General features: G+C 66.8%; 12 protein-coding genes. 9 read left to right on the top strand and 3 right to left on the bottom strand.

Annotated elements, in window-relative coordinates; genetic code table 11:
* Positions 1 to 65 precede the first annotated feature (65 nt).
* Together F0U60_RS31745 and F0U60_RS31740 are read left to right on the top strand one after the other, a co-directional pair.
* A complete protein-coding gene (locus F0U60_RS31745) occupies positions 66 to 1016 on the top strand; it encodes a TolB family protein (protein WP_395805424.1) in 951 nt (316 codons plus the stop codon).
* A gap of 125 nt (positions 1017 to 1141) precedes the next feature.
* Complete coding sequence (locus tag F0U60_RS31740) at positions 1142 to 6490, top strand: RHS repeat-associated core domain-containing protein (RefSeq protein ID WP_395805422.1); 5349 nt, start codon at positions 1142 to 1144, stop codon at positions 6488 to 6490.
* Positions 6491 to 6870: 380 nt separating this feature from the next.
* Here the strand turns inward: F0U60_RS31740 and F0U60_RS31735 are convergent, their stop codons facing one another.
* Positions 6871 to 9042, bottom strand: a complete 2172-nt coding sequence (locus F0U60_RS31735; RefSeq protein WP_395805420.1) for an ATP-binding protein — start codon at positions 9040 to 9042, stop codon at positions 6871 to 6873.
* A gap of 339 nt (positions 9043 to 9381) precedes the next feature.
* Between F0U60_RS31735 and F0U60_RS31730 the strand changes: the two genes are divergently transcribed.
* Positions 9382 to 12024, top strand: a complete 2643-nt coding sequence (locus F0U60_RS31730; protein ID WP_395805418.1) for a hypothetical protein — start codon at positions 9382 to 9384, stop codon at positions 12022 to 12024.
* A 50-nt stretch (positions 12025 to 12074) separates the two neighbouring features.
* Here F0U60_RS31730 and F0U60_RS31725 read toward each other — a convergent pair whose 3' ends face one another.
* Complete coding sequence (locus F0U60_RS31725) at positions 12075 to 12839, bottom strand: SDR family NAD(P)-dependent oxidoreductase (RefSeq protein WP_395805416.1); 765 nt, start codon at positions 12837 to 12839, stop codon at positions 12075 to 12077.
* A 119-nt stretch (positions 12840 to 12958) separates the two neighbouring features.
* On the opposite strand from F0U60_RS31725, the gene F0U60_RS31720 reads away from it, so the two are divergent.
* The 3 genes from F0U60_RS31720 (at position 12959) to F0U60_RS31710 (ending at position 14444) form a co-directional block, all read left to right on the top strand.
* Positions 12959 to 13195 carry a DUF6310 domain-containing protein gene (locus tag F0U60_RS31720; RefSeq protein ID WP_395805414.1) on the top strand — a complete coding sequence of 79 codons (237 nt, stop codon included), beginning with the start codon at positions 12959 to 12961 and terminating at the stop codon, positions 13193 to 13195.
* On the top strand, positions 13192 to 13947 hold the full coding sequence (locus F0U60_RS31715) for a DUF5953 family protein (protein WP_395805412.1): 756 nt from the start codon (positions 13192 to 13194) through the stop codon (positions 13945 to 13947). The genes F0U60_RS31720 and F0U60_RS31715 overlap by 4 nt, the downstream gene beginning before the upstream one ends.
* Positions 13948 to 14297: 350 nt before the next feature.
* Complete coding sequence (locus F0U60_RS31710) at positions 14298 to 14444, top strand: hypothetical protein (protein WP_395805410.1); 147 nt, start codon at positions 14298 to 14300, stop codon at positions 14442 to 14444.
* Positions 14445 to 14553: 109 nt separating this feature from the next.
* On the opposite strand, the gene F0U60_RS31705 is transcribed toward F0U60_RS31710, so the two are convergent.
* Positions 14554 to 18558, bottom strand: coding sequence for a protein kinase (locus tag F0U60_RS31705; protein WP_395805408.1), 4005 nt, complete (start codon positions 18556 to 18558; stop codon positions 14554 to 14556).
* Between the two features lie 198 nt (positions 18559 to 18756).
* Between F0U60_RS31705 and F0U60_RS31700 the strand changes: the two genes are divergently transcribed.
* Genes F0U60_RS31700 through F0U60_RS31690 form a run of 3 tightly spaced genes read left to right on the top strand, consistent with a single transcriptional unit; the run spans position 18757 to position 20905 of the window.
* Complete coding sequence (locus F0U60_RS31700) at positions 18757 to 18984, top strand: PadR family transcriptional regulator (protein ID WP_395805406.1); 228 nt, start codon at positions 18757 to 18759, stop codon at positions 18982 to 18984.
* On the top strand, positions 18963 to 19343 hold the full coding sequence (locus F0U60_RS31695) for a hypothetical protein (protein WP_395805404.1): 381 nt from the start codon (positions 18963 to 18965) through the stop codon (positions 19341 to 19343). The genes F0U60_RS31700 and F0U60_RS31695 overlap by 22 nt, the downstream gene beginning before the upstream one ends.
* Complete coding sequence (locus tag F0U60_RS31690) at positions 19340 to 20905, top strand: nitrilase-related carbon-nitrogen hydrolase (RefSeq protein WP_395805402.1); 1566 nt, start codon at positions 19340 to 19342, stop codon at positions 20903 to 20905. The genes F0U60_RS31695 and F0U60_RS31690 overlap by 4 nt, the downstream gene beginning before the upstream one ends.
* The last annotated feature ends 79 nt before the right edge of the window (positions 20906 to 20984 follow it).

Below are 20984 nucleotides of genomic sequence, written 5' to 3'. Positions count from 1 at the left end.
GAGCGATGACCACCTGATGCACCAGGGCATTTCTCTTCCAGCCATTTTGGGAGGGAGCGCCTCATGTGCTCATTGTCTGTTTGTTAATTGAAATGATGCTCTACGGATTCTCGCGGGGGGCCCTGTTGAGAGCATGGCTCTTCGTTCTGATAGGTGTATGCGTGGGATTGTCCTCGGCGCAAGCAAGAGCGGGGACAACTCCTAAATCGAAGGCAAAGGCCTGGGTTGGACCTCGCCATGCGGTGTTCGGCCAGGAGCTCGTCTGGACCATTGTCGACGTGCATTCTCGGGACCTGCGCCGGGTCCGGTTTGCTCCGGAGTTCAATCCCACGAGCGTGGCCATCACTCCTGATGGTCAATGGTTGGTGTTCACTTCGTACGACCCGTCCGTGCAAAACACGCTGCTTTTCAAGTGGGACGGCCTACCCACCTCCAAGCCCATGCGCATTGGGGATGAGCGGGGGTACCACGCGGAAGTGGCGGTGAGTCACGATGGGAAGAAGGCCTATTTCGCACATCACCCACTCGCGGGTGGACCCCCTGGGCAGCACGAGATGAAAGCCAGTGCACAGCTCTACGAGGTGGGGCTCGATGGCTCCAACCTTCGGGCGCTCACGTCGGGACAGGGATGCCACATCGGTCCCACGTCCCCTCATGCGGGACGCCTCTTTTTCGTGCACACCCCCTGCGACGGGCGCCGCTTCCTGTCCGTGGTGGAGTTGTCCTCCGGCAAGGTGGTTGATCATCCCGTGAGTGAATGGAGGGTGGGCGAGGTTTCTCTCTCTCCGGACGGTCGTCGCCTGCTTCTCACATCCACCGGTTCCGACCGGACTCGTATCATTGAGATGGATGTCTCCAGCCGCAAGGCCTCCGTGCTGCTCGAGGTCGAGCACGATTCATCGACCCTGAAGCCTCAGTACGGTATCGATTCCACGCAGATCCTCTTCCAGAACCAGGGCGCTATTTGGCTCGTCCAGGGTGGGCGGACCACGAAACTCGCCTCACTTCAGGAGTAGAATCCTTGAACACATGTAAGGCTGTATTGATACTTCTCCTGCTTGTGATTCCCTCGAGCAGCCGGGCGCAGTTCTGTCCGCCCAATTCATTGGGCCCCTTGCGAGGACCGAAAGGGTGCTCGCCGGTGTCCAAGGGGTCACTCAACGTTGGAGACCCCATCAACATTGCGAGTGGTCACAATCTCTACCGGTCCGAGGACTTCATTCTCCAGACCTCGCTGGGGCGTCTGCCCTTCATGCGATCCTATGTCTCGCACAACGAGGCATGGACCTATGGGACCCTGACGACGGAGAATGTTCCGTTGCCCTTTGGCTCCAAGGAGAGCCGGGACATTCCGCGCTGGTGGCACAACTTCTTCTCGCTGGTGAATGTCAACGGCTCCTCGTGGAGGGTGGTGGATCGCGACGGTCGCCAGGTGGAGTTCGGGGCGTGCTCCCTTCCGGCCGGGGGGAGTTGCTTCGCATCCCAGGGTTCCGGTCATGCGGCCGAGAGAGACAGGCTGGAGCGCACGTCGACGGGGTTCGTCTACCACGTCGAGGGGCTCGAGCGGCTGGTCTTCGACGCCGAGTACAAGCCGAGCGTGGGGCCCTCGAAGTATTTCCTCACGCGCATCCTGGAGCCGGGAGGCGCCGTGCTGGCAACGCTCGAGTATGCACTGCCGAGCGGGTTGACGTGCCGGTTGGGGACGAACGGAGCTACGACGGGCCTGCCGTACCTCAGCACGGTGACGACGGTGGACGGGACGCAACTGGTTTTCCAATACAAGGCGCTGCAGCGCGGTTCGACGACTGTGACGGACTGTGTCATCAGTGAGATCCTTCTGCGTCAGCAGGGAAGGCCGGACGAGCTGCTGGTGTCCTACAACTACCTGACGGATGGCGCGGTGGAGCGCTCGGGCCGGCTGCGGGCGATTGCATGGGCCGCGGGTAACACCGAGACCTATGACTATACGGGTGAGAACTTCGTGGTGCTCCGCGACGGGCAGGAGGCCGTCCGCCACAACTTCGCCACCGTGTCGAGTGCAGTGCGTGCCGTCTCCTCGCAGGTGGACGGTCAGACGCTCACCGTGCAATGGCAGGGAGGCACAAGCGTGCCCGATCCCACGAACAGACTCTGCAAACAGTACTCATTGCAGCCGCGGTGGGTGACGGATACTTCAGCGGGCCGGGGAGACGGTACCGAGGGCGCGACGCCCAACTTCCAGCGCACCTACGACACGGTAGCAGCGTACGGCTCCTATCACGAGCCTCGGCTCTACCGCACCACCGACAACTGCGCGGGCTCGCCCCAGTCCTGTTCCCCCGGGAGCGTCCGGTACGAGTGGCCTTGCGCCACCTCTTCGTTGCCTGGACACGAGAAGGCCATCCAGGACAAGCGTGGCAACTGGGAGGTGAACCTGTACTCGCCAGCGCCCACGGGTAAGCCGGCCCAGCTTATCGAGAAGACAGCGGTCCTCCGGGGAGCCACCGACTTCAACGGCACGGGAGCGGTGGAGCGGACGGATTACGGCTACGTTTATGGCTCACAGAACACCCAGCTGACGAGCTTTGAGCAGCAGGCCTCCGTGCTGGCGCCCAGCGGCACTCCAGATCAAGCCCGGAAGCTCTACCTTTACGAGCCGGCGACCACTCCCGCGCCCGAGACGGACAGGAAGAAGGCTACCATCCGTTCCGGCTGGACGCGTGTCCTGCGCACCACGGGGTGGCAGACGGAGAAGAAGTACTACGGGACCTTCACCTTCACGTCGTATGTCTCCGCGAACGGAACGGTGAAGGACCCCTACGGCCGAGTACTGGAGGTGCATGGCCCGTGTGAGGTAACCGGGGAGACCGCCACGGACTGCGGCTCCACGGACTACCCGCTCACGCGATATGAATACTGGTCGGCCGATGCGGATGTCTCGGTACGCAACCGCCTCAAGAGTGTGTCGCGCTTCCCGTCCTTGGCGTTGTCTCCTCTGGTAACGACGACACTGGAGTATGACGCTTTCGGCAATCCGACCGTGGTCTTGGGCGAGGATGGTGTCATCACGAGGTTCACCTACGAGCAGGGGAAGGTGTCCTCCGTCCAGGTGGGGAGCCAGCTCCCCACGCTGTACAGATACGATGGAGGGAAGCTGACGTCCATTCAGTACCCGGAAGGGAACTTCGAAGTGCTGTGCTTCCGGAAGGGAGACCCGGCTAGCGGGTGCTCCGGTACCAGGACGGAGAAGTTGCAGTGGAAGGCCAAGGCGTCCACGCTGGACGGAGCCACCTGGACGGAGCGGGTCCTCTATACCTACTGGCCTGATGGTACGGTGAAGGAGGAGCGTTACCAGCGCTGGACGGGAAGCGGTGCGGAAACACGCAGGGTGTTGAAGTTCGCGGCCGACGCACACCACCGTCCCACGTGGCAGAAGTGGGGAGAGGGAGCGGGTAGCTACACCGCGGCGAGCTCCTTCGACGGTTCGGACAACTCGACGGGCGTGGGGCTGCCGTTCAATGCGCCGCCTGCCTGGTGCAACGTGAACCCGTCGACGGGCTCTCCTCAGTCCGAGCTGTGCTCGGCTCTCACCTATGACCGCGCCGACCGGTTGACCAGCATCACGGAGTACCCCACGGCCAACCCGGGCCAGGGGAGCATGACGCTCTTCGAGTACGACGCCCAGGGCAATATCGCCGGCGTGAAGAGCGGGTGTCCCGTTGGCGCCACCTACGCGGCTTGTACGCAGCCCGCTGCCACCTACGCCCACGATGACTTCAATCGGGTGGTGGAGGCGTCGCTACCGCATGCCGAGGGGCCAACTCGCTATGCTTACGACGCGCAGGACAACACCGTGGTGAGGGAGACGGAAGCCATGCGCCAGGCGCAGGAGTTCGTTTCCATGACGTATGATCAGCTCTCTCGCCGGCTGTACGTCCACCGGATGCACTCCGCGGGGAGTGAGCTCCTCTACCGGTTCTTCTACGATGGACAGGGTGCGGCCCCCCCCGCTGGTTGTCCGGCTGTGGCTCTTGCCAAGGGACGAATGAGTTCCCGGGAGGATTCCTTCGGACGGACCTGGTTCCAGTACAACGAGCAGGGGCAGGTCGTGGGCGAGGTGCGCGTACGGGCCGGTGCGACGACGTGTGGCACCGAGGCCAATGCCAACCCCCATACCTTCTACACGTACACGGGCAACGGGAACCTCGCCTCGGTAACGTACCCCAATGGGCGAACGGTCAGGTATGTGTATGGGACGGGAGGCGACGTGGACAGGGTGCAGGCCATCGACGTGATGCTGTACGATGTCACGGCCTGGATCTCCAAACGGTTGCTGAGCAACATCACCTGGGAGCCGTATGCGGGGCTGCGTGGCTACACTGTTCACTCGCCTACCTCCAATACGACGCGTACGGTGGAGTATGCGCTGGGAGATGATGGCTCTCAGCCACCCGTGGGCTGCGCGGTCGCCTTCCCGTCGGCGGCGAGCTCTGACCTGACGGGCCGGCTGCGCAGTCTGCGTGTCTCATCAGGCTCGGTTCCCCTGGGAACGGGGAGTGGTGACATCTACAAGCGGACGTATACCTGGACGGCGGACCAGGTGGTGCGCACCGACACGTGCCTGCTGGGGTCCTCGGACCCGAGGACGGAGACGTACGGGTACGACAAGACGTTACGGCTGACGGGGGCGCAGTGGTCTGCCAGTGGCGTCGCGTCTGGCAACCAGGCCCTCAGCTACGATGGTCGTGGCAACCATACGTCCATGAACATCAATGGCACGGCCTACACTCAGGGCTACGAGGCTTCTCCGCGGGGAGACAGGTTGACGGAATGGCGGTCCACCGCACCGGGCAGCCTCCTGGGCTACTCGTTGGGGTATGACGTGGATGGGCGGGTCATTCGAAAGGAAGGGGCACGCGAGCTGGCCGGGCTGCCGACGTATAGGCTGGGCTTCGTCTATGGCCAGTCTGTGGGTGTAGCCACCGAGACCGTCTTCCGTGCCGTGGAAGTGAATGGCGTCTTCTACAACTACTACTATGATGCGCTGGGCCGCCGCCGATTGAAGAGCTATCCCGGTGGATCCTCGGATGAGTACTTCCACGATCTGTCGAACCAGATGTTGGTGGATCGGGGGAGCAGTAGCATCCGCACGCCCGTGGCACACCATACCCAGGATGATTATGTGTGGCTGGATGGACGTCCGGTGGTCATGGTGCGCGGCAAACTCAACACCACCTGGGGCCGGCTGTCGGATGCCTCGGCAGACTGCTCGCGCAATGGAGAAGCCTCAGCGTGTGGGGTGTTCTTCCCGGTAACGGACCATATTGGCAAGCCCGTCCTCTTGTTGGACGGCGCGGGACTCGTGGCGGGCGCGGTGGATCATGAACCGTTCGGTCAGGCCAATCGGGTGTCGCTGGGAGTGGAGACGGAGCACCCGCTCCAATCCATGGGCAAGGCCTACACGCTGGCGAACTTGCGGCAGCCCGCGAGTGCTTCCACCCAGGTGAAGATGAGGGTCCTGTTCCACCTGGTTGACACCCAGGGCGTAGGCAACGTCCGATTGTTCGATGGGACGACGGGTACTGCGCTTTCGGAAAGCATTGATGGCTCCGGGCAGGGCTATTTCTGGTCTAACTGGGTGCAGACCTCCGCGGGGCACGCGCAGGTGCGGTTCACGTACACCCAGTCGTGTCCGGTTATCTGCAATGACCTCTTCTGTTACGAGGACTGCACCAGTCAGTCCCTTACGAAGATTCAAGCAAACACCGCCGCCGACACGGCGTCGGGAGTGGTACTGGAGGCGTATGAGTACCAGCGCTACCAGACCGGGGCTCAGCCCTTCTGGATACCGCTTCGCTTTCCTGGGCAGTACCACGACGCAGAGACCGACCTCTTCGAGAACTGGAACCGCTACTATGATCCGCGCCTTGGCAGGTACTTGCAGTCGGAGCCCCTGGCCTCATGGGACCCGCTGATGTCTCGTTATCCGTCGTATGGGTACGCCTCCAACAACCCCCTCCGCTTCGCTGACTCGACGGGTCTCTTCATCGATGCCACGACCAATTGCCCCAACTTCGAGAAGGCGCTGGTGCGGGCCTGGTTCAAGGCGGGATGCGACCTGTCTTCGGCGGAGAAATCCAAGTGCGCATGCCAGAAGGCGTTCAGTGATTGTGGCTATTGTGATGTGTGCGACATGCTCCGGCCCTTGTCGGGACCCATTGCGCGCGAGTATGAATTCAAGGGTGGCGACAAGGATCTGCATGCGGTGACGTGTGGGCCAATGGAAGGCTGTCGCGGCGAAAGTTCGATGTCCCAGTGGCAGGTCTTCTTCAACAAGAAGTATTGCACGGACGAGAACTATGTGGGGTTCTTCACGGACATGATGATCCACGAGGCCGCGCATGCCTGTAGTATGGTCCCGGGGAAGAAGGGGGCTCCGCCAGATCCTCAGGGGACCGACGCCGCGAAACTCGAGTGCAGCGGTTATGAGATGGCCAAAAAGTGTCGCTAGCCTCCTCTTGAGGATCATCTTGTGGAGCCTCGTGTTCTTGTCTGGTGCTCTCGTGGCGGTTCTTTCCAAGCCGCTATGGGAGCATCAGGATCGCATCTGGCTCTACTTCAGGGCGCCGACCCCAATGCGGGAGTGTGATTATAAATTCGAGTTTAGCTCGAAGGCTGGGTGGCTCCCGGGTGGGTCCTACGGGCATGGAGGAGGAAAGATTGCCTGTGGAGAGCCCCGAGAGGCGCCCTTCGGCATCACGGTCGTATGCGAATGCGATGGGGAAGGAGCTGATGCCGGCATTCCCTGAGTGAGGAAGCCTCAAACAAAGGAGGCCCAGCGGCAACTGCCCGCTGGGCCTCCCTTGTTTCAGTCTGCGTTCCCTCTTGCGCCTAGACTTGCGGATTGGGGACGTAGGGGAGCTCCAGCGTGAAGGTGGCTCCGTGCCCTGGGCCGTTGCTGTGGACGGTGAGGGTGCCACCCAGCTCCTGGGCCGCGATGGCACTGGAGTGCAGGCCGAAGCCATGCCCCTCTTCCCGGGTGGTGAAGCCGAACTGGAAGATACGGGTGAGCATCTCCGGCACGATGCCCATGCCGTTGTCGTGCACCTGGAGGCGAACGCGGTCGGAGTCTATGGGCTCCATCTTCAGGGTGAGCGTCCGCTCGGCCGGTGGCACCGCATCCAACGCGTACTTGGCGTTGCTGATCAGGTTGACGAGGATCATCAGCACCTTGTGCTTGTCGGTGAGCATCGGAGGCAGGGCCGCCAGGTCGCGGAGCACCTTCACCTGGTGACGGGAGATTCCGGCCGAGTTGATGCGCAGTGCGTCCTCCACCAACTCCGCCAGTTGCACGGATTCATGCAGCCGGGGGATGCGCGCGTAGTTCTGCTGCACCTTGACGATGTCTCCGACGTGCTCGGTGTAGCGCCCCACGTCATTGAGCAGCGAGACGATCTCCTGTTGCTCCTCGAGCAGGTTCTGCCCCAACTTGTCGAGGAGGGGCATGACGTTGCGTCCGCGCGTGTCCTGGGTGAGGAAGGTGCCGACGTCGGACTGGTGCTCTTGGAGCAGCTGGGCGATGCGGCTCACGTGCTGCAGGCGCAAGTCGACCACGCGCTCCTTGGCGAGCTGGGCGGAGGTGTAGACGCTGTTGAGGACATTGCCCACGTTGTGCAGCACGTTGGTGGCGATCTCCGCCATGCCGGCGCGGCGGGCGGTCTGTACCAGCTGCGTGTGGATGTCCTTGAGCTCGCGGGTGCGCTCTTCGACGCGCTGCTCGAGGCTCTCGTTGGCGTGACGCAGCTCCTCCTCGCGCCGTTGCACCTGGTCCGCCATGAGCCGGAAGGAGCGAGCCAGTTGCCCCAGCTCGTCGCCGCGTGAGGTGTCCAGCTCGACGTGGAACTCACCGGCGGCCACCCGATCCGAGGCCCGGGTAAAGGCGAGCAGCGGACGGGTGAGCTGTTGCTGGAGCACCCAATACAGGATGGCCAGCTCGAGGCAGAGCGAGAGGATTCCGAGGATCAGGACGGTGCTGGCCGCACGGATCGCGGGCCATGCCACCGTGGCTTCCGGGAGCACGGTGACGAAGTTCCAACCGGGGCCCTGGATTCGGGCCGTGGCGAGGTACTCGTTGTGCTGAGGGAGCTCCAGCTCGGTTGTGTCGGGTGGATGGTTCTTCACCCGCTCGATGATGTCCCGGAGGTGGGCTTTCTGCTGCTCTGGGGTGCCTGTCAGCTCGGGATGGGCGATGAGCTGGCCGTCATCGCGGAAGAGGAGGTTGTATGCGCCAGGCAGGTGATCGTTGATGGTTCGGGCCATCAACTCCTCGAGGAGCACGTCATGGCTGAGGGTCGCGATGTGACGGCCCTCTTGCTCCAATGGCGTGGAGACCGAGGCCATCGGCTTGTTGCTGACGGGATCCTGGTAGACGCCGGACCAGATCGTCTTTCGTTCGGGATCATTCTCGGGGAGGCTGATGGTGTAGTGCGTGAAGTCGGTGATCCGGAAGTCCGGCTCGATCTCCAGGCACCAGGTGGAGTTCCCGGGCCAGTAGAGGATGAACGACCCATTCGGCAGCGTGACGCCGGTGTTCGTGAAACGGACATGGAAGGCAGGTCCGTACCAGGAGACCACGTCGTACGAGGCGAGAATCGTCCGGCGCAGGTTCGTGTCGACGTTCACTCCCTGGGGGACGAAGACACACGGCACCTTGGTGCTATCGAGGCCCTCGGCACGGTTGCGGATGGTGCCATCGGGCCGCTGGACAAAGAGGCGATCGAAACGGGCGCTCACCTCTTCCGGCGGGAGGTTCTGGATCCGCTCCTCCAGGGTCGTCTTGAGGAGGGCATGGTTGTCCTCGCCCAGAACGAAGATGGCCTGCTCCCGGTGGCCGCGCTCCGAGACATGCTGCTTCAGCTGCTCGAGAGCCTCCGTGCGCAGCGTCTTGTACATGTGGACGTAGCTGAAGAGGGTCGTCAGGGCGACGATGACCGCAATGCGCACGCCCATGTGGACGAGCGTCGAACGGGCCAGAGGGGCTCGGAGGCGGGGGGGTTGCGGCATGGCACACGGTTCTAGGCCTGTCGACCGGCCGTCTTCTACACTCCGTTCCTCCTGGTCATTCCTCGCAGGAAGAGGAGGGGAGGGGCTCGTCAGGTTGCTCTGCCTGTTCGTCGTCAGCGAGCTGCAGCAGGGTCTTGGCGCGCGCATCGCCCAGGCTCGGGGCGAGGGCCGAGGCCCGCCCAGGTTGAAGGCCAGGTCCTTTGTATTGCTTGTCGTGTCTCGTCGTACCTTTGGGTTTTGAGGCCTACACAGGCCTGTGGAGTGTCCGCCCGTCGAAGCAACTCGAGCAGCCTTCTCACGGATACTTCAGGGGAACCCTCGAGCGGATGACGACGAGCCATGTCCCCACAGCGAATCAGCGGTTCCGGCAATGGAGCGGAGGCAGCACGGCAGGCGGCGGAGGCTGCGCGCAAGGCAGCGGAGGAAGCCGCTCGCAAGGCCGCGGCGGAAGCTGCTCGCAAGGCGGCCGAGGCCTCCGCCCAGCAGCAGCGCTCCGGCTTCCAGCAGGGCGCGCGTCAGAACGGCCTGCGGCTGGATGGCGGCACGCAAGCACCGGCGAGCACGCTGCTCACTGAGAACAACAAGGACGGCCAGGCCAACTGCCTGGACGTTGCGGCGGATTGGGTGGAGAAGGCGAGCCCCGAGCTGCGCGCCCGCTCCGAGCTCGTCTTCCTGAAGGACACCCGCCCCGGGGCCGAGGGGCAGTCGGGTCACGTGGTGGTGCGCCAGGGTCAGCGCATTCTGGATCCCTCGAGCGGCAAGAGCTACGAGGACATGGCGGCCTTCCGCCAGGCCCGGCCGGAGTACAAGGAGGTGGGGACGCTCCAGGCCTCGCAGGCCGCGCGCATCTTCGCCGCCGCGCCGGGCAGCCCCGAGCGAGCCGAGGCCATCAAACGCGCCCGCGTGCCCGAATCGCTGCAGCAGATGTTGGTGGCCGACGTGGCCACCACCCCCCGCGCGCTCAACCCCGAGTCTGTGCGCAAGGCCGAGGAGGACTTCAAGCTGCTCGAGAAGGCACACCACCTCGGCCAGCCCCACCTCGCCGCCGAGCTGCTGCAGCAGCACGCGGGTGACGCCGACTATCAGGCGCACCTCATCGGCCTGATGAACAAGGGCGGCGCGGAGTCCATGCTCAACAACGTGGTCGCCGGCTTCGAAGGGCTCTTCATCAAGGCCGGGACGGGCGAGTTCCGCGGTGAGCCGGAGCAGCGCCAGGCGCTCCTCACCGCGCTCGGCCACGCGCGCGAGGCGGGCACCTTCACCGACGCGGACATGCAGGCGTATCTCTCGCGCGCCCCCGCTCCCTGGGGAGAAGTGAAGAATGCGCTGGGCGTCTCCACCGTGAGCCGCGCTTCCAACGCGGACGCCGCAGTGAGGGAGCTGAACGAGGCCTCCGAGGCCTACGAGGAAGCCAAGGCCGATGCGGCCAAGCTGGACGAGGAGCTCGCCAAGCAGCTGTCTGGCTTCGGTCCAGCCCTCACCGACAAGCAGCGCGCGGACTACATCAAGGCCTTCCAGGAGCACCCGGACAACCAGCGCGTCTACCAGGAGCTGGAGCAGACCGCCCAGCGTCTGGCGGACGTGGTGCAGCGGAACGAGGGGGCGCTGTTCAATGCCGCCATCACTCGGCCGGACCGGGATGCCACGGCGCTCAACAAGGCGCTCGAGCTGCTGGCCACCTCGCCCAAGGCTCAGGTGGCGCTGGAGGTGGGCGGTCGCATCGTCCAGGATCCGTCCTCCACCCTCGCGCAGACCTTCAAGGCCTTCCCCGACTTCGAGTCGAAGGTCGTCCAAGCCGCCATCCCCAACGCCGCTGCGGACATCCTCGCGCAGGTCGACAAGCCCGAGGATGGCCTCAAGCAGCTGCAGAGCCTGCTCGAGCCCTTCAAGATTGCCTTTGCCGACACGGATGGGGCCAAGGGCGACATCGAAGACGGGCTTGCGGCCATGGACGAGATGGTGCGCACCAACAACTTCGATCGCCTGCGCCAGTTGGCCGACAACTGGGAGACTGGCAGCGGCTGGTCGAAGGCGCTCGCGTCGGCGGCAGTCGCCTTCGGCGCGGTGGCGGCGGTCAACGCCGGGCGCGAGGGCGAGTACGGCACGATGATCAAGGAGATCGCCAGTGCCAGCAAGGGAGGCCTCACCATGTTGGCGGGGGCCACCGAGTCACTGGCCCAGGCCGGCAAGTTCGCCCGCTTCGGCGTGGATGCAGGCGCCCAGGCGAGCCGCTTCGCCTCTTTCGCCGCGCGTCTGGCGCCTGCCCTGGGCCTGGTGGCCAGCGCTACTTCCTTCGGCCTGCGGGTGGGGGACCTCAAGGACGATCCGAACGCGGGCAAGGTCATCGCCCTGTTGGGCGATGCGCTGGGCGTGCTGGGCGCCTCGATCGAGCTCATCCCCGGAGGCCAGCCGGTGGGCCTGGTGGTGAGTGGCATCGCCGCGGGCATCACCGCGCTGGGCGAGGGCATCAGCTGGCTGTGGGAGAAGGGGGAGTTCGAGGCTCAGCGGCGCGAGTTCCTCGACAAGGCAGGGGTGAAGGATCCGCTGCGCCAGACGCTGTTGGACGCGGACGGCGAGCGGGTGATGGAGCTGGTGAATGAGCTGAAGCTCTCCCCCGAGCGGCTGCAGGATCTCGCTAAACAGCACCCGTGGCTGCTCACCGAGGGCTCCAACAACGGCCTGAGCCTGGACAACTTCGTGAAGATGGCGAAGGACTTCGGGCTGGAAGGGGAGAAGGCCTTCCAACTGCTGAGCACCATGGGCGCGGGCCACGAGGATCCGGCCCACAGCACCTACGTGGTGCTGGCCAACATCATGCGCCAGGGCAACTTCCGCTCGGGCCGTGGGGAATGGCTGGAGTTGCTGGGCCAGCTGCGGAGGGAATTGCCCGCCGAGCACCGCGCTACCATTGATGCGATGGAGCGCGCGCTTCGCAGTGCCTCTGGCGGTGGGGGTGGCGGCCAGCCGGCCCGGGCGGCCTGAGGCTCGCGTGGCCCCTCCGAGTCCCCTCCGCTGCGCTTTGCCTCCAGTCGCTAGGAGCGGAAGAGCCAGCCGCCGTCTACGGGGAGGGTGGTGCCGGTGGTGAAGGTGGCATCGGCACAGAGATAGAGGATGGCACGGGCCACCTCGTCGGGCTGCCCGATGCGGGCCAGGGGGTGGTAGGTCTCGGCCATCATCCGCTGGGTGGCCGCGTCGCCCTGGGTGAAACCGATAAAGGTCTCCGTCTCGATGGAGCCCGGGGCCACCGCGTTGACGGTGATGCCTTCCGAGGCCACCTCGAGCGCGGCGGTCTCGGTGAGGCTCTCCAGGGCGCGCTTGGTGGCCCCATACGCCCCCAGTCCGCGGAACGCGCGCTTGCCGATGGCGGAGGAGACGTTGACGATGCGGCCGCCTCCGCCCTGGGCCCGCATCTGCCGGAGCTCGGCGCGCAGGCACCAGAAGAAGGCCGTGAGGTTGAGGTGGAGCACCTGGTCCCAGTTGTCGTCGGTGCAGTCGGCGATCGTGCTGGGCTGGCCGGTGGTTCCCGGCACGTTGACGGCGCAGTCGAGTCGGCCAAAAGCAGCCACCGTGCTCTCCACGGCTCGGGTCACGTGGGACGATTGGGTGATATCGGTCTCGACGAAGCGTGCCGTGCCACCCTGGCCGAGGATCTCCTGGACCACGGCCGAGCCCTCGGTCACGCGCCGTGCGGCCACGACGACCCGGGCTCCGGCCTGGGCGAGCGTCAAGGCCGTCGCCCTGCCGATGCCGCCACTTCCACCCACCACCAGTGCCACCTTGCCATCGAGCCGAGCCATGGTTCGCCTCCCGTGGGTCGGCACCTTACCTGACGGTGAATTGGCGGTGCCATTGCCTCGCCCGCGGGGGCTCAACCGGAGCGATGACGGCGACGGCAATCAAGACGGGAGCGGCCTGAATGCCTTGGACGGACGGGGGGCGTTGCGCCGTCCAGGAGGCTTCCGAGCCCTGGTACAATGAATTTATCCAGGATCAGGAGATTGAGAAGGAAATGAAGCAATTGCTCAATGAGCGCAAGGCCGCGCTTGCCTGTGGATATGACTTCGTCGTTGGTGTGAGCACCGAAGCGCACAAGAGAGCGCTGCTCAGCAAGGCGCCCACCCTCAATGTCGTCGTCACTGGGTGCCCACGATGATCGCTCGAAAGCGCCTCATTCTCATCACCCATGCGCCTGCGCTCGTGGGTGATGACAACCGCACACTCGCTGCCGTCCATGGCTTGGAACGAGCGTTGCCCGGCTTGCGCCTGGAGTGGAGAGTGACTGAGGCGCGACAACTTGCCGCGTTGCCACAGCGCGACGAATGGCTCGCAGAAGCAACCAAGGACGGGGAACTCCCTTTCCTGTGCAACGGGAACGAGAGTTACCCAGTGACGATTTCTGGTCTCCAAACACCGGCACGCACCAACCCGGGCGGCCAGCCCCTGTTTGAAGTGCATGCAAAGCTGCCACTGGACGCAGCAGGGATTGCAGCAGCGGCGGATGTGCTGGAAGCCGTGGCGGAGGGTGCACGCGCGTACTGGGGGCATGCGTCACCGGATGGCTATGGTGTAGAAGTTTCAGAGCAGATGCGCCACTCAGCTCATGGACCGGAGCGTTCACCTCGTGGGCTTCCCATGCTCAATTTGCCATGGCACATCCATTCACCGGCAATTCCGCAATACCTCGGGTGGCTGAATTATTGGTCTGCCGTTACTGCACAGGCCATCGGCTTTCCGGACCCTGCCCGCGATGCGGATTTGCTCACACGGGCTCGGCGCACAGCGGCGGGCGGGTGGATCGTTCGGCTCACAGATACGCCTCTCGATTACGACGACCCCACCCACCTCGACGCGCTGAAGCGGGCCTATGAGCGCTTCCCGGAGATTGGCGGGCGCTCGGCCCCTTGAGGTCGGCACGGCTCACAATGGCCGTGCTCAGGGCGCCGCCTGCTGGCTCACCGGGCAAGCTCCACCTCTTCCCCCGTCGGGTCCACCACCGCCGCCCCCGCCAGCGTCCAAGGGCTCCGCGCCGGGGTTCACTTGGTGCAGCCTCACAGCCACGCTTGCCGGACGAGTCTCGCCCTTGCCGGTGTAACTGTAGATCCAAGCAGCATCCAGCCCGAGCGCGTTGGCTGGCTGCTCCCTCACCTGCCAGCGAATTTTCTTGGACGCCACGCCCCCGGCCCCCTCTAGCCACGTGGCCCCATGAGCCCGTCCGATCCCTCACGCTCGGCTCGTCCAGATTCCCGCGCTTCTCGGTGATTATCGACAAGCTGATCGGGCTCCAGTGGGCCGACGTGGACTTGCAGCGCGGCAAGCTCAAGGTCCGGCGCACCATCTGGCAGGGTGTGACGGGGCTGCCGAAGGGTGGACGGGAAAACAGAGACGCCGGAGGGGCACACTGAGGACACATGAGGAACAGGGGACAAAGGAAAAGCCCAGCAACCCCTTGAGATGGCTGGCTTCCCAGGTTGTCCCCGACGGGATTCGAACCCGTCGGGCGATAGAGGGGGCCTACCTGTCCAGCTCGCTGCGCAACTTCTGGATAGCCGCGAGCAGCGGCGGCGGGTGCAGGCCGCGCTCCCGTGCCAGGCTCAGGGTGCGGGCGTTCTCCGGCACCTGGTGTAGGAAGCGCTCGCGGTGGGGCGCCTCGGGAATGTCCGCGGCGCGCGTGTGCACGTGCCGCAGTGCTTCGCGCAGGGCAGCCTCGCCCGCCCCGGTGTCTCCATCCGCGAAGCAAGCCTCGGCGAGGGCCAGGGTCAGTCCCACGGAGGTGGCTCCCGCATTCCCCATCGCCTCCAACTCCTGGACTCCGCGCGAAGCCTCCTGGCGGGCCTCGGCGGCGCGCCCCTGGGCCAGCAGGGCGGCGCTCAGCAGCGCGCGCGCGGGCAGCACATGGTACGGGCTTCGCGGCACACACGCCTGGCGGGCCCGGGCCTCGGCCTCGTCGAGCTCCCCTCCCGTCAACGCCACCCGCGCGAGGGCGAGCAGGGCCATGGCCATGAAGGGGGCCCCGAGGGGTTGCTGCCCCTCCACCCACTCCCTCGCCAGGGCGCGCGCCTCCTCGCGCTCGGCCTTGTCAGGGCTGCCGGACAGCACCAGCATGAGATGGCTCCGGGCGAAGGTGAGCGAGATGAAATCTCCGCTCCGCTCACCCGCCGCCTGTCCCTCCCGCAGCGCGCTCAGCCCGGCGGGCAACTCTCCCAGGGCAGCCAGCACCAGCCCCTCCGTCACCTGCGGGCCGATCCACTCCGGCCAGCCCATCTCCCGGAAGCACTGCATCGACTGGCGGATCCGCAGCAGGCTCTGCCACGGACGTGGCTCCAGGTGGTGTAGGGCGAATCCGCCCGCATAGCCCGCCCACGCCTGGATGGAGAGGGTGTGCGCGGAGCCCTCTCCGCCGAGCCCCGCCATGCGCTCGAGCCAGGCCAGGGCCTCCCGGCGTGCGCCGAGCCAGGTCATCCTCAGCGTCATGAAACAGACCGTCTCGGCATAGGCCGCCCGGGCTCCCTCCTCGGGGGTGGCCTGCCACAGCCTGTCGGCCAGTTCGCCCACGCCCTCGACCTGGGGCCCGAGGCTGCCGTTGATGATGAGGAACTCCATCAGCTTGCACCACGGATAGCCGCCGGCCCTCAGCTCCAGCAGCAGCGCCGCGAGGGAGCCGGCCTCGCTCACGTTCCCTCCCCACAGGGAGGCCATGGCCCGCAGCGCGAGCAGGTGGGCCCGGGCCTCGGCGCTGGGGCCGCAGCGCAGGGCCGCCTCCACGCTTCGCAGGGCCGCATGGACGTCGTGGCGGTTGAGGAGCTGCTCGGCCATCAGGCTGTAGAAGTGGACGGCGCGCTCGGGCTGCTGGCCCAGCCAGGCCTGCTCGGCGAGCACCCCGGGATCGTGCTCACCGGCCCGCTCCAGCCACGCGCCGGCCAGCCGGTGGCCCACGGGCTTGGAGTCGTCGGGCACCAGGCCGTAGGCCGCGTCCCTGACCAGCGCGTGGTGGAAGCGGTACTCCGGCTCGGAGGGAAAGCGGCGCGTGGGCTGCTCCTCGATGAGCTCCAGCTTCTCCAGGCGCCGCAGCCGGCCCTCCAGCGGTTGCGGCTCCTCCAGCCCCAGCACAGCCCCCACTCCGCCAGCCCAGAAGGTGCGGCCGAAGAGGCTGGCGGCCAGCAGCACCTGGCGCTCATCGGGCTCCAGCCGCGACAGGCGCGCCTGCAGCATGGCCAGCACCGTCGCGGGCGCCGTCTCCCCGCGCCCCTCGGCCACCCCGCGGATGAGCTCCTCGAGGAAGAGCGTGTTGTCGGCGCTCTGCTCCACCAGGCGCTCGATGACGGACCCGGCTACCTCCGGCCCGAGCACCTCGTGCACCAGCCGGGCGCACGCCTCGCGGCTGAGTCCTCGCAGGGGGACTTCCCGCACGGAGCCGGGCCACGGGTTGGGAAAGAGCTCGTGCACCTCGGGCCGCGCCAGGGCCAGCACCAACAGGGGCTGTCCGGCCAGCGCTCGCAGCAGCTCGCCCACCCACCTGACGGAGGGTTCATCCCCCCAGTGCAGGTCCTCCAGCACCAGCAGCACTGGGCCCTGCTGGCACTCGGCCTGGAAGAAGCTCACCAGGGCTCGGTCCACCTGGGCCTTCAGGAGCTGGGGAGCGCCGCGCATCGCGTGCAGCCGGGGGCTGTGCTCGTCCGGGAAGGGGATGCCACACAGCTCGCCGAGGAACCCGATGACCTCTCGCGCCTCGCCCGGTGGCAGGTGGCGTGACAGCCGCTGCTCCAGCTTGTGCCGCTTCACCTCGAGCGGCTCGCCCTCGGAGGCACCGCACAGCCCACGGAGCGCCTGACCCAGGAGCCCGCCGGCCGAACCTGTCCCCAGGGGCTCTCCCCGGCCCATCAGTATCCGCACCTTCCGTCTCTGATGCTCGAGGCGGCGGAGGAACTCATGCCGCAGCCGGGACTTGCCCGTGCCGGCGGGGGCCGTCACCAGGACCGCCTGGGCGAGGGAGTGCTCCACGCAGGAGGAGAGGGCTCGCTCCAGCAGGGCCAGTTCCTGCTCGCGGCCCACACACGGGGTGGGCCTGCCCAGCAGCGGGCGCGAGGCGTCCGCGCTCGAGCGCTCTCCCTGGAGCAGGAACAGGTCCGGCTCGAGCCGCGTGAGTTGGAAGCCAGGTCCCAGCAGTCCGGCGGAGAGCTCATCCAGCAGCACGTGCGCCGCGGCGCTGGCGGGCAGCCCGCCCCACCGCAGCAGGAGCTGGCCGGCGCGATCCACGGCCTCGCCCACGGGCAGGCGGCCACTGGGCAGACCGCGGCCGGTGGCGAGCGCCACGGAGGCCTCGGGCCAGCGCTCCTTGAGGGACAGGGCGCAGCGGGCGGCCAGCGTCGCTTGATCCGTCGCGGTCCCCTGGCCCGGCGGAAACGCGATGCCCAGCGAGCCATCCGCCAGGACCTCCACGACAGCCCCCTGGGGCACCAGCAGCGCGCGCAGCGAGTCGCGCAAGGAGCCCAGGGCCGTCAGGTCCACCGTGTCCCCGTCGAGCGCCGGACCTGGGAGCGCCGCCAGGAGGATGCTGACGAGCTGCTGCTCGGTGTTGGCCAGGCTCTCGCGGGGAGGCGCCTGGACGCAGGCGGTGCCCCCGCCGCCGGACGCGTCGAGTGCCTCCAGCGCGGCGCGCAGGCTGTCTGCGTCGGGCGGCCGCTTCCGCGGATCCTTGGCCAGCATGTGCTCCACCAGCTCTTCCAGGGCCCGGGGCAGCTCGGGGCACAGGGTACGAAGCGCCTCCGGCTCGGTGAGGAGGATCTTCGCCAGCATCGCGCCGAAGTGGGGGGCGGAGAAGGCGCGCCGGCCGGTGAGGCACTCGTAGAGGACACAACCCAGGGAGAAGATGTCCGCGCTGGGGGTGGGCTCGCCCTGGCAGGAGGCCTGCTCCGGGGCCATGTAGCCCGGGGTCCCGAGCATCAGCCCCTGGTCCGTCAGGGCCCGCGAGGGGGCAAGGGGACGGGCCAGGCCGAAGTCCAGCAGCACCACATCCTCGGGGCGCCCCGCGCGCAGGAAGAGGTTGGAGGGCTTGAGGTCGCGGTGGACGATGCCGTGCCGGTGAGCCATCCCGAGCGCCTCGGACGCATGGCGCAGCAGGGCCAGGGTCTCCGGCAGGCTCAGGGGCTGGCGCGCGAGGCGTTGAGCGAGGTCCTCTCCTTCCAGCCACTCCATGGCGAGGAAGGGCTGGCCCTGCTCGGTGAGACCGTGGGTGACATAGGAGACGATGCGGGGGTGGTGCAGGGTGGCGAGCACCTGCGCCTCGCGGGTGAAGCGCTGAGCCGCGTCGGAGGTGGAGGAGGGGTGCAGCAGCTTGAGTGCCACGGGCCGGCCGCTGAGCGAATCCCTGGCGCGGTAGACGGTCCCCATTCCTCCATGGCCCGCCACGGCCTCGAGGACGAAGCGGCCCGCCAGCCTCCACCCCAGGGGCAGTGACCCGGAGTCCGCCGGCTTCTGGGAGACAGTGGGAGGCCGCGGGGTGGGCTGGCTCTTCGTCATTGCTTCCTCGGTCCACGCGGATGCGTATCACGGGCACCTGAGCCCACCCCGCACACGTACTGCCAGTGCGTCAGCGAGGGAACGAAGGCAGCGCCGGGGCAGCAAGAGCTTGCCGCCGCATGGGACCCGCACCACGGGGCGTTATTCCCTGTGGCGCCATATATATCAGACTGATATATAGGGAGGCAGGAGGTTACAGTGGCGAGAGAAAACACCTGCCAGTTCGCCATCCTGGGGATGCTGTGCCGGGAGCCCATGAGCGGTTACGGCCTGCGCCAGGCCATCGAGCAGACGGTGGGGCACTTCTGGCAGGAGAGCTACGGCAACCTGTACCCGACGCTGGAGCGGATGGAGGCGGAGGGCTGGCCGCGCTCGACCGGGAGGAACACTCGCCAGGCGGGCGGGTGCGCAAGGTGTACCGGGTGACGGCGGAAGGGCGGCGGGTGCTCGCGGAGTGGTTGCGGCGGCCGGTGGTGCCCCACGTGGAGCGCAACGAGTTGCTGCTCAAGCTCTTCTTCGGGGCCCGGGTGGGACCGGAGGCCTCGCTGGAGCACGTGGAGTGCAGCCGGGCCGAGGCCGAGGGGCTGCTGGCCGCGCTGCGGCTCATCGACGAAGACCTCCGCCGCTCGTTCGAGGGCCACCCAGAGCTGCCCTATTGGCACCTGTCCATTCGCGCGGGGTTGCTTGGACTGGAGGCGCACCTGCGCTGGTGTGACGAGGCCCAAGAGGCGCTCCAGCGGCTCGCGCACACGAAGGATTCGAAAAAAGAAGGGAGAGTGGGATGAGCGGTGAAGAAGGCTCGCGGCGCTTGCCGGTGTTCCTGCCATGGCTTGCCCTGGTGGGCGGGGCCGGCATGTCGATGCTCTTGAACTCGCGTGGCTCGCTGCTGCCCGGCTGGCTGATGGGCGCCTTGCTGCTCTTCTTCGTCCGCCAGCAACGGCCGGGGGTGGGCTTCGCCGGCATCCTCTGCGTGAGCACCCTCGCCACGGGCGTGGCGAACCTGGAGGTGTTCCCGGGGTCCGTCGCGAGCAATTTCGGGATGGCCTTCGGCGGCGCGCTCTTCATGGCCCTGGTGTTCCTGGCGGACCGGCTCATCGTGGGGCCGCGGGCGTCTTTCGCGGGGACGCTCTTCCTGCCGGCGGCGATGACGGGGCTGGAGCTCTTCAGCAGCGTGGGCAATCCGTTCGGAACCTGGGGCTCGCTGGCTTACACCCAAGCGGGCGCGCCCGTGCTGGTGCAGCTCGTGTCGGTGACGGGGCTGTGGGGCCTGACGTTCGTCCTGGTGTGGTTCGCCTCCGTGGTCAACTGGGCCTTCGAGCATCGGGACGAGGGACGTCGCGTGCTACCCGGGGTCGCGGTGTACGCGGGCGTGCTCATGGCCATCCTCGCTTTCGGCGCGCTGCGGCTCGCGAGGGCGGGGAGCGTGGGCGAGCGCGTGCAGGTCGCGGGCCTCACGGTGGCGGGAGAGGTGGCCGCGGGACGCGAGGCGGGGCTGTCCCGGCTCATCCAGGGCGGGGCCTTTGGAGACGAGGACTGGCGTGCCTTCGCCGAGGCCTCCCGTGCGGTGAACGAGGAGTTGTTGCGCCTGTCGGAGCGCGAGGCCGAGCGAGGGGCGAAGCTCATCCTCTGGTCCGAGGGCAACGCGGTGGTACTGGCCGAGCAACTGCCGGCCCTGCTGTCACGGGGGAGCGCCCTGGCACGCGAGCGGAGCGTGTGGCTCGCAATGGCGGTGGCGAGCTTCGAGCCCTCGGCGGAGCGCATGTTGCGCAACGAGCTCATCCTGGTGGGGCCGGAAGGGAGCGTGGCCTGGCGCTACGTGAAGGCCCGGCCGGTACCGGGTTGGGAGGCGGACCACTCCATCCCGGGCAGCCCGGAGGTGCCGGTGCTGCGCGACTCGGGGGTGGGGAACCTGGGCGGCGCCATCTGCTTCGATGGGGACTTTCCGGCGGACTTCGTCAACCCCACGGCGAGGGGCCTCGAGCTGCTCCTGCTGCCCGCGAGCGATTGGCGGAGCATCAGCTCGCTGCACATGCGGCAGGCGGTGTTCCGTTCGGTGGAGCAGGGGTTCAGCATGTTGCGGCAGGCCAACCAAGGCCTGTCGGTGGCGGTGGATGGCTACGGGCGCGTGTACGGCGAGATGGATTACTTCACGACGCAGGAGCGGGTGCTGCGCGCGGAGCTGCCGGTGGGACGGGTCCCCACGCTCTACGCGCGCATCGGCGATTCCGTGGGGGCGCTCTCTGGCCTGGTCGCGTTGGGGTGGGTGGGCTGGGCCCTCGTGGGGGGCCTTGCCCGGCGGTGGCGTGCGCGTGTGAGGCTTCACGCTCAGCCAGACGCTCAGCCGTAGTCCCCTCGATGTCTGGCGTTGAGCGCCTTGCTCCGGGATTGGAAACATCCGGCGGTGTCCGAATCCCGGGGCGCCCCGC

It is taken from the genome of Archangium minus (genome assembly GCF_044360475.1).
GTDB classification, from domain to species: Bacteria; Myxococcota; Myxococcia; order Myxococcales; family Myxococcaceae; genus Archangium; species Archangium minus.
Note: the sequence above shows the minus strand (reverse complement) of the source record. Positions and strands in the feature narration are given on the sequence as shown.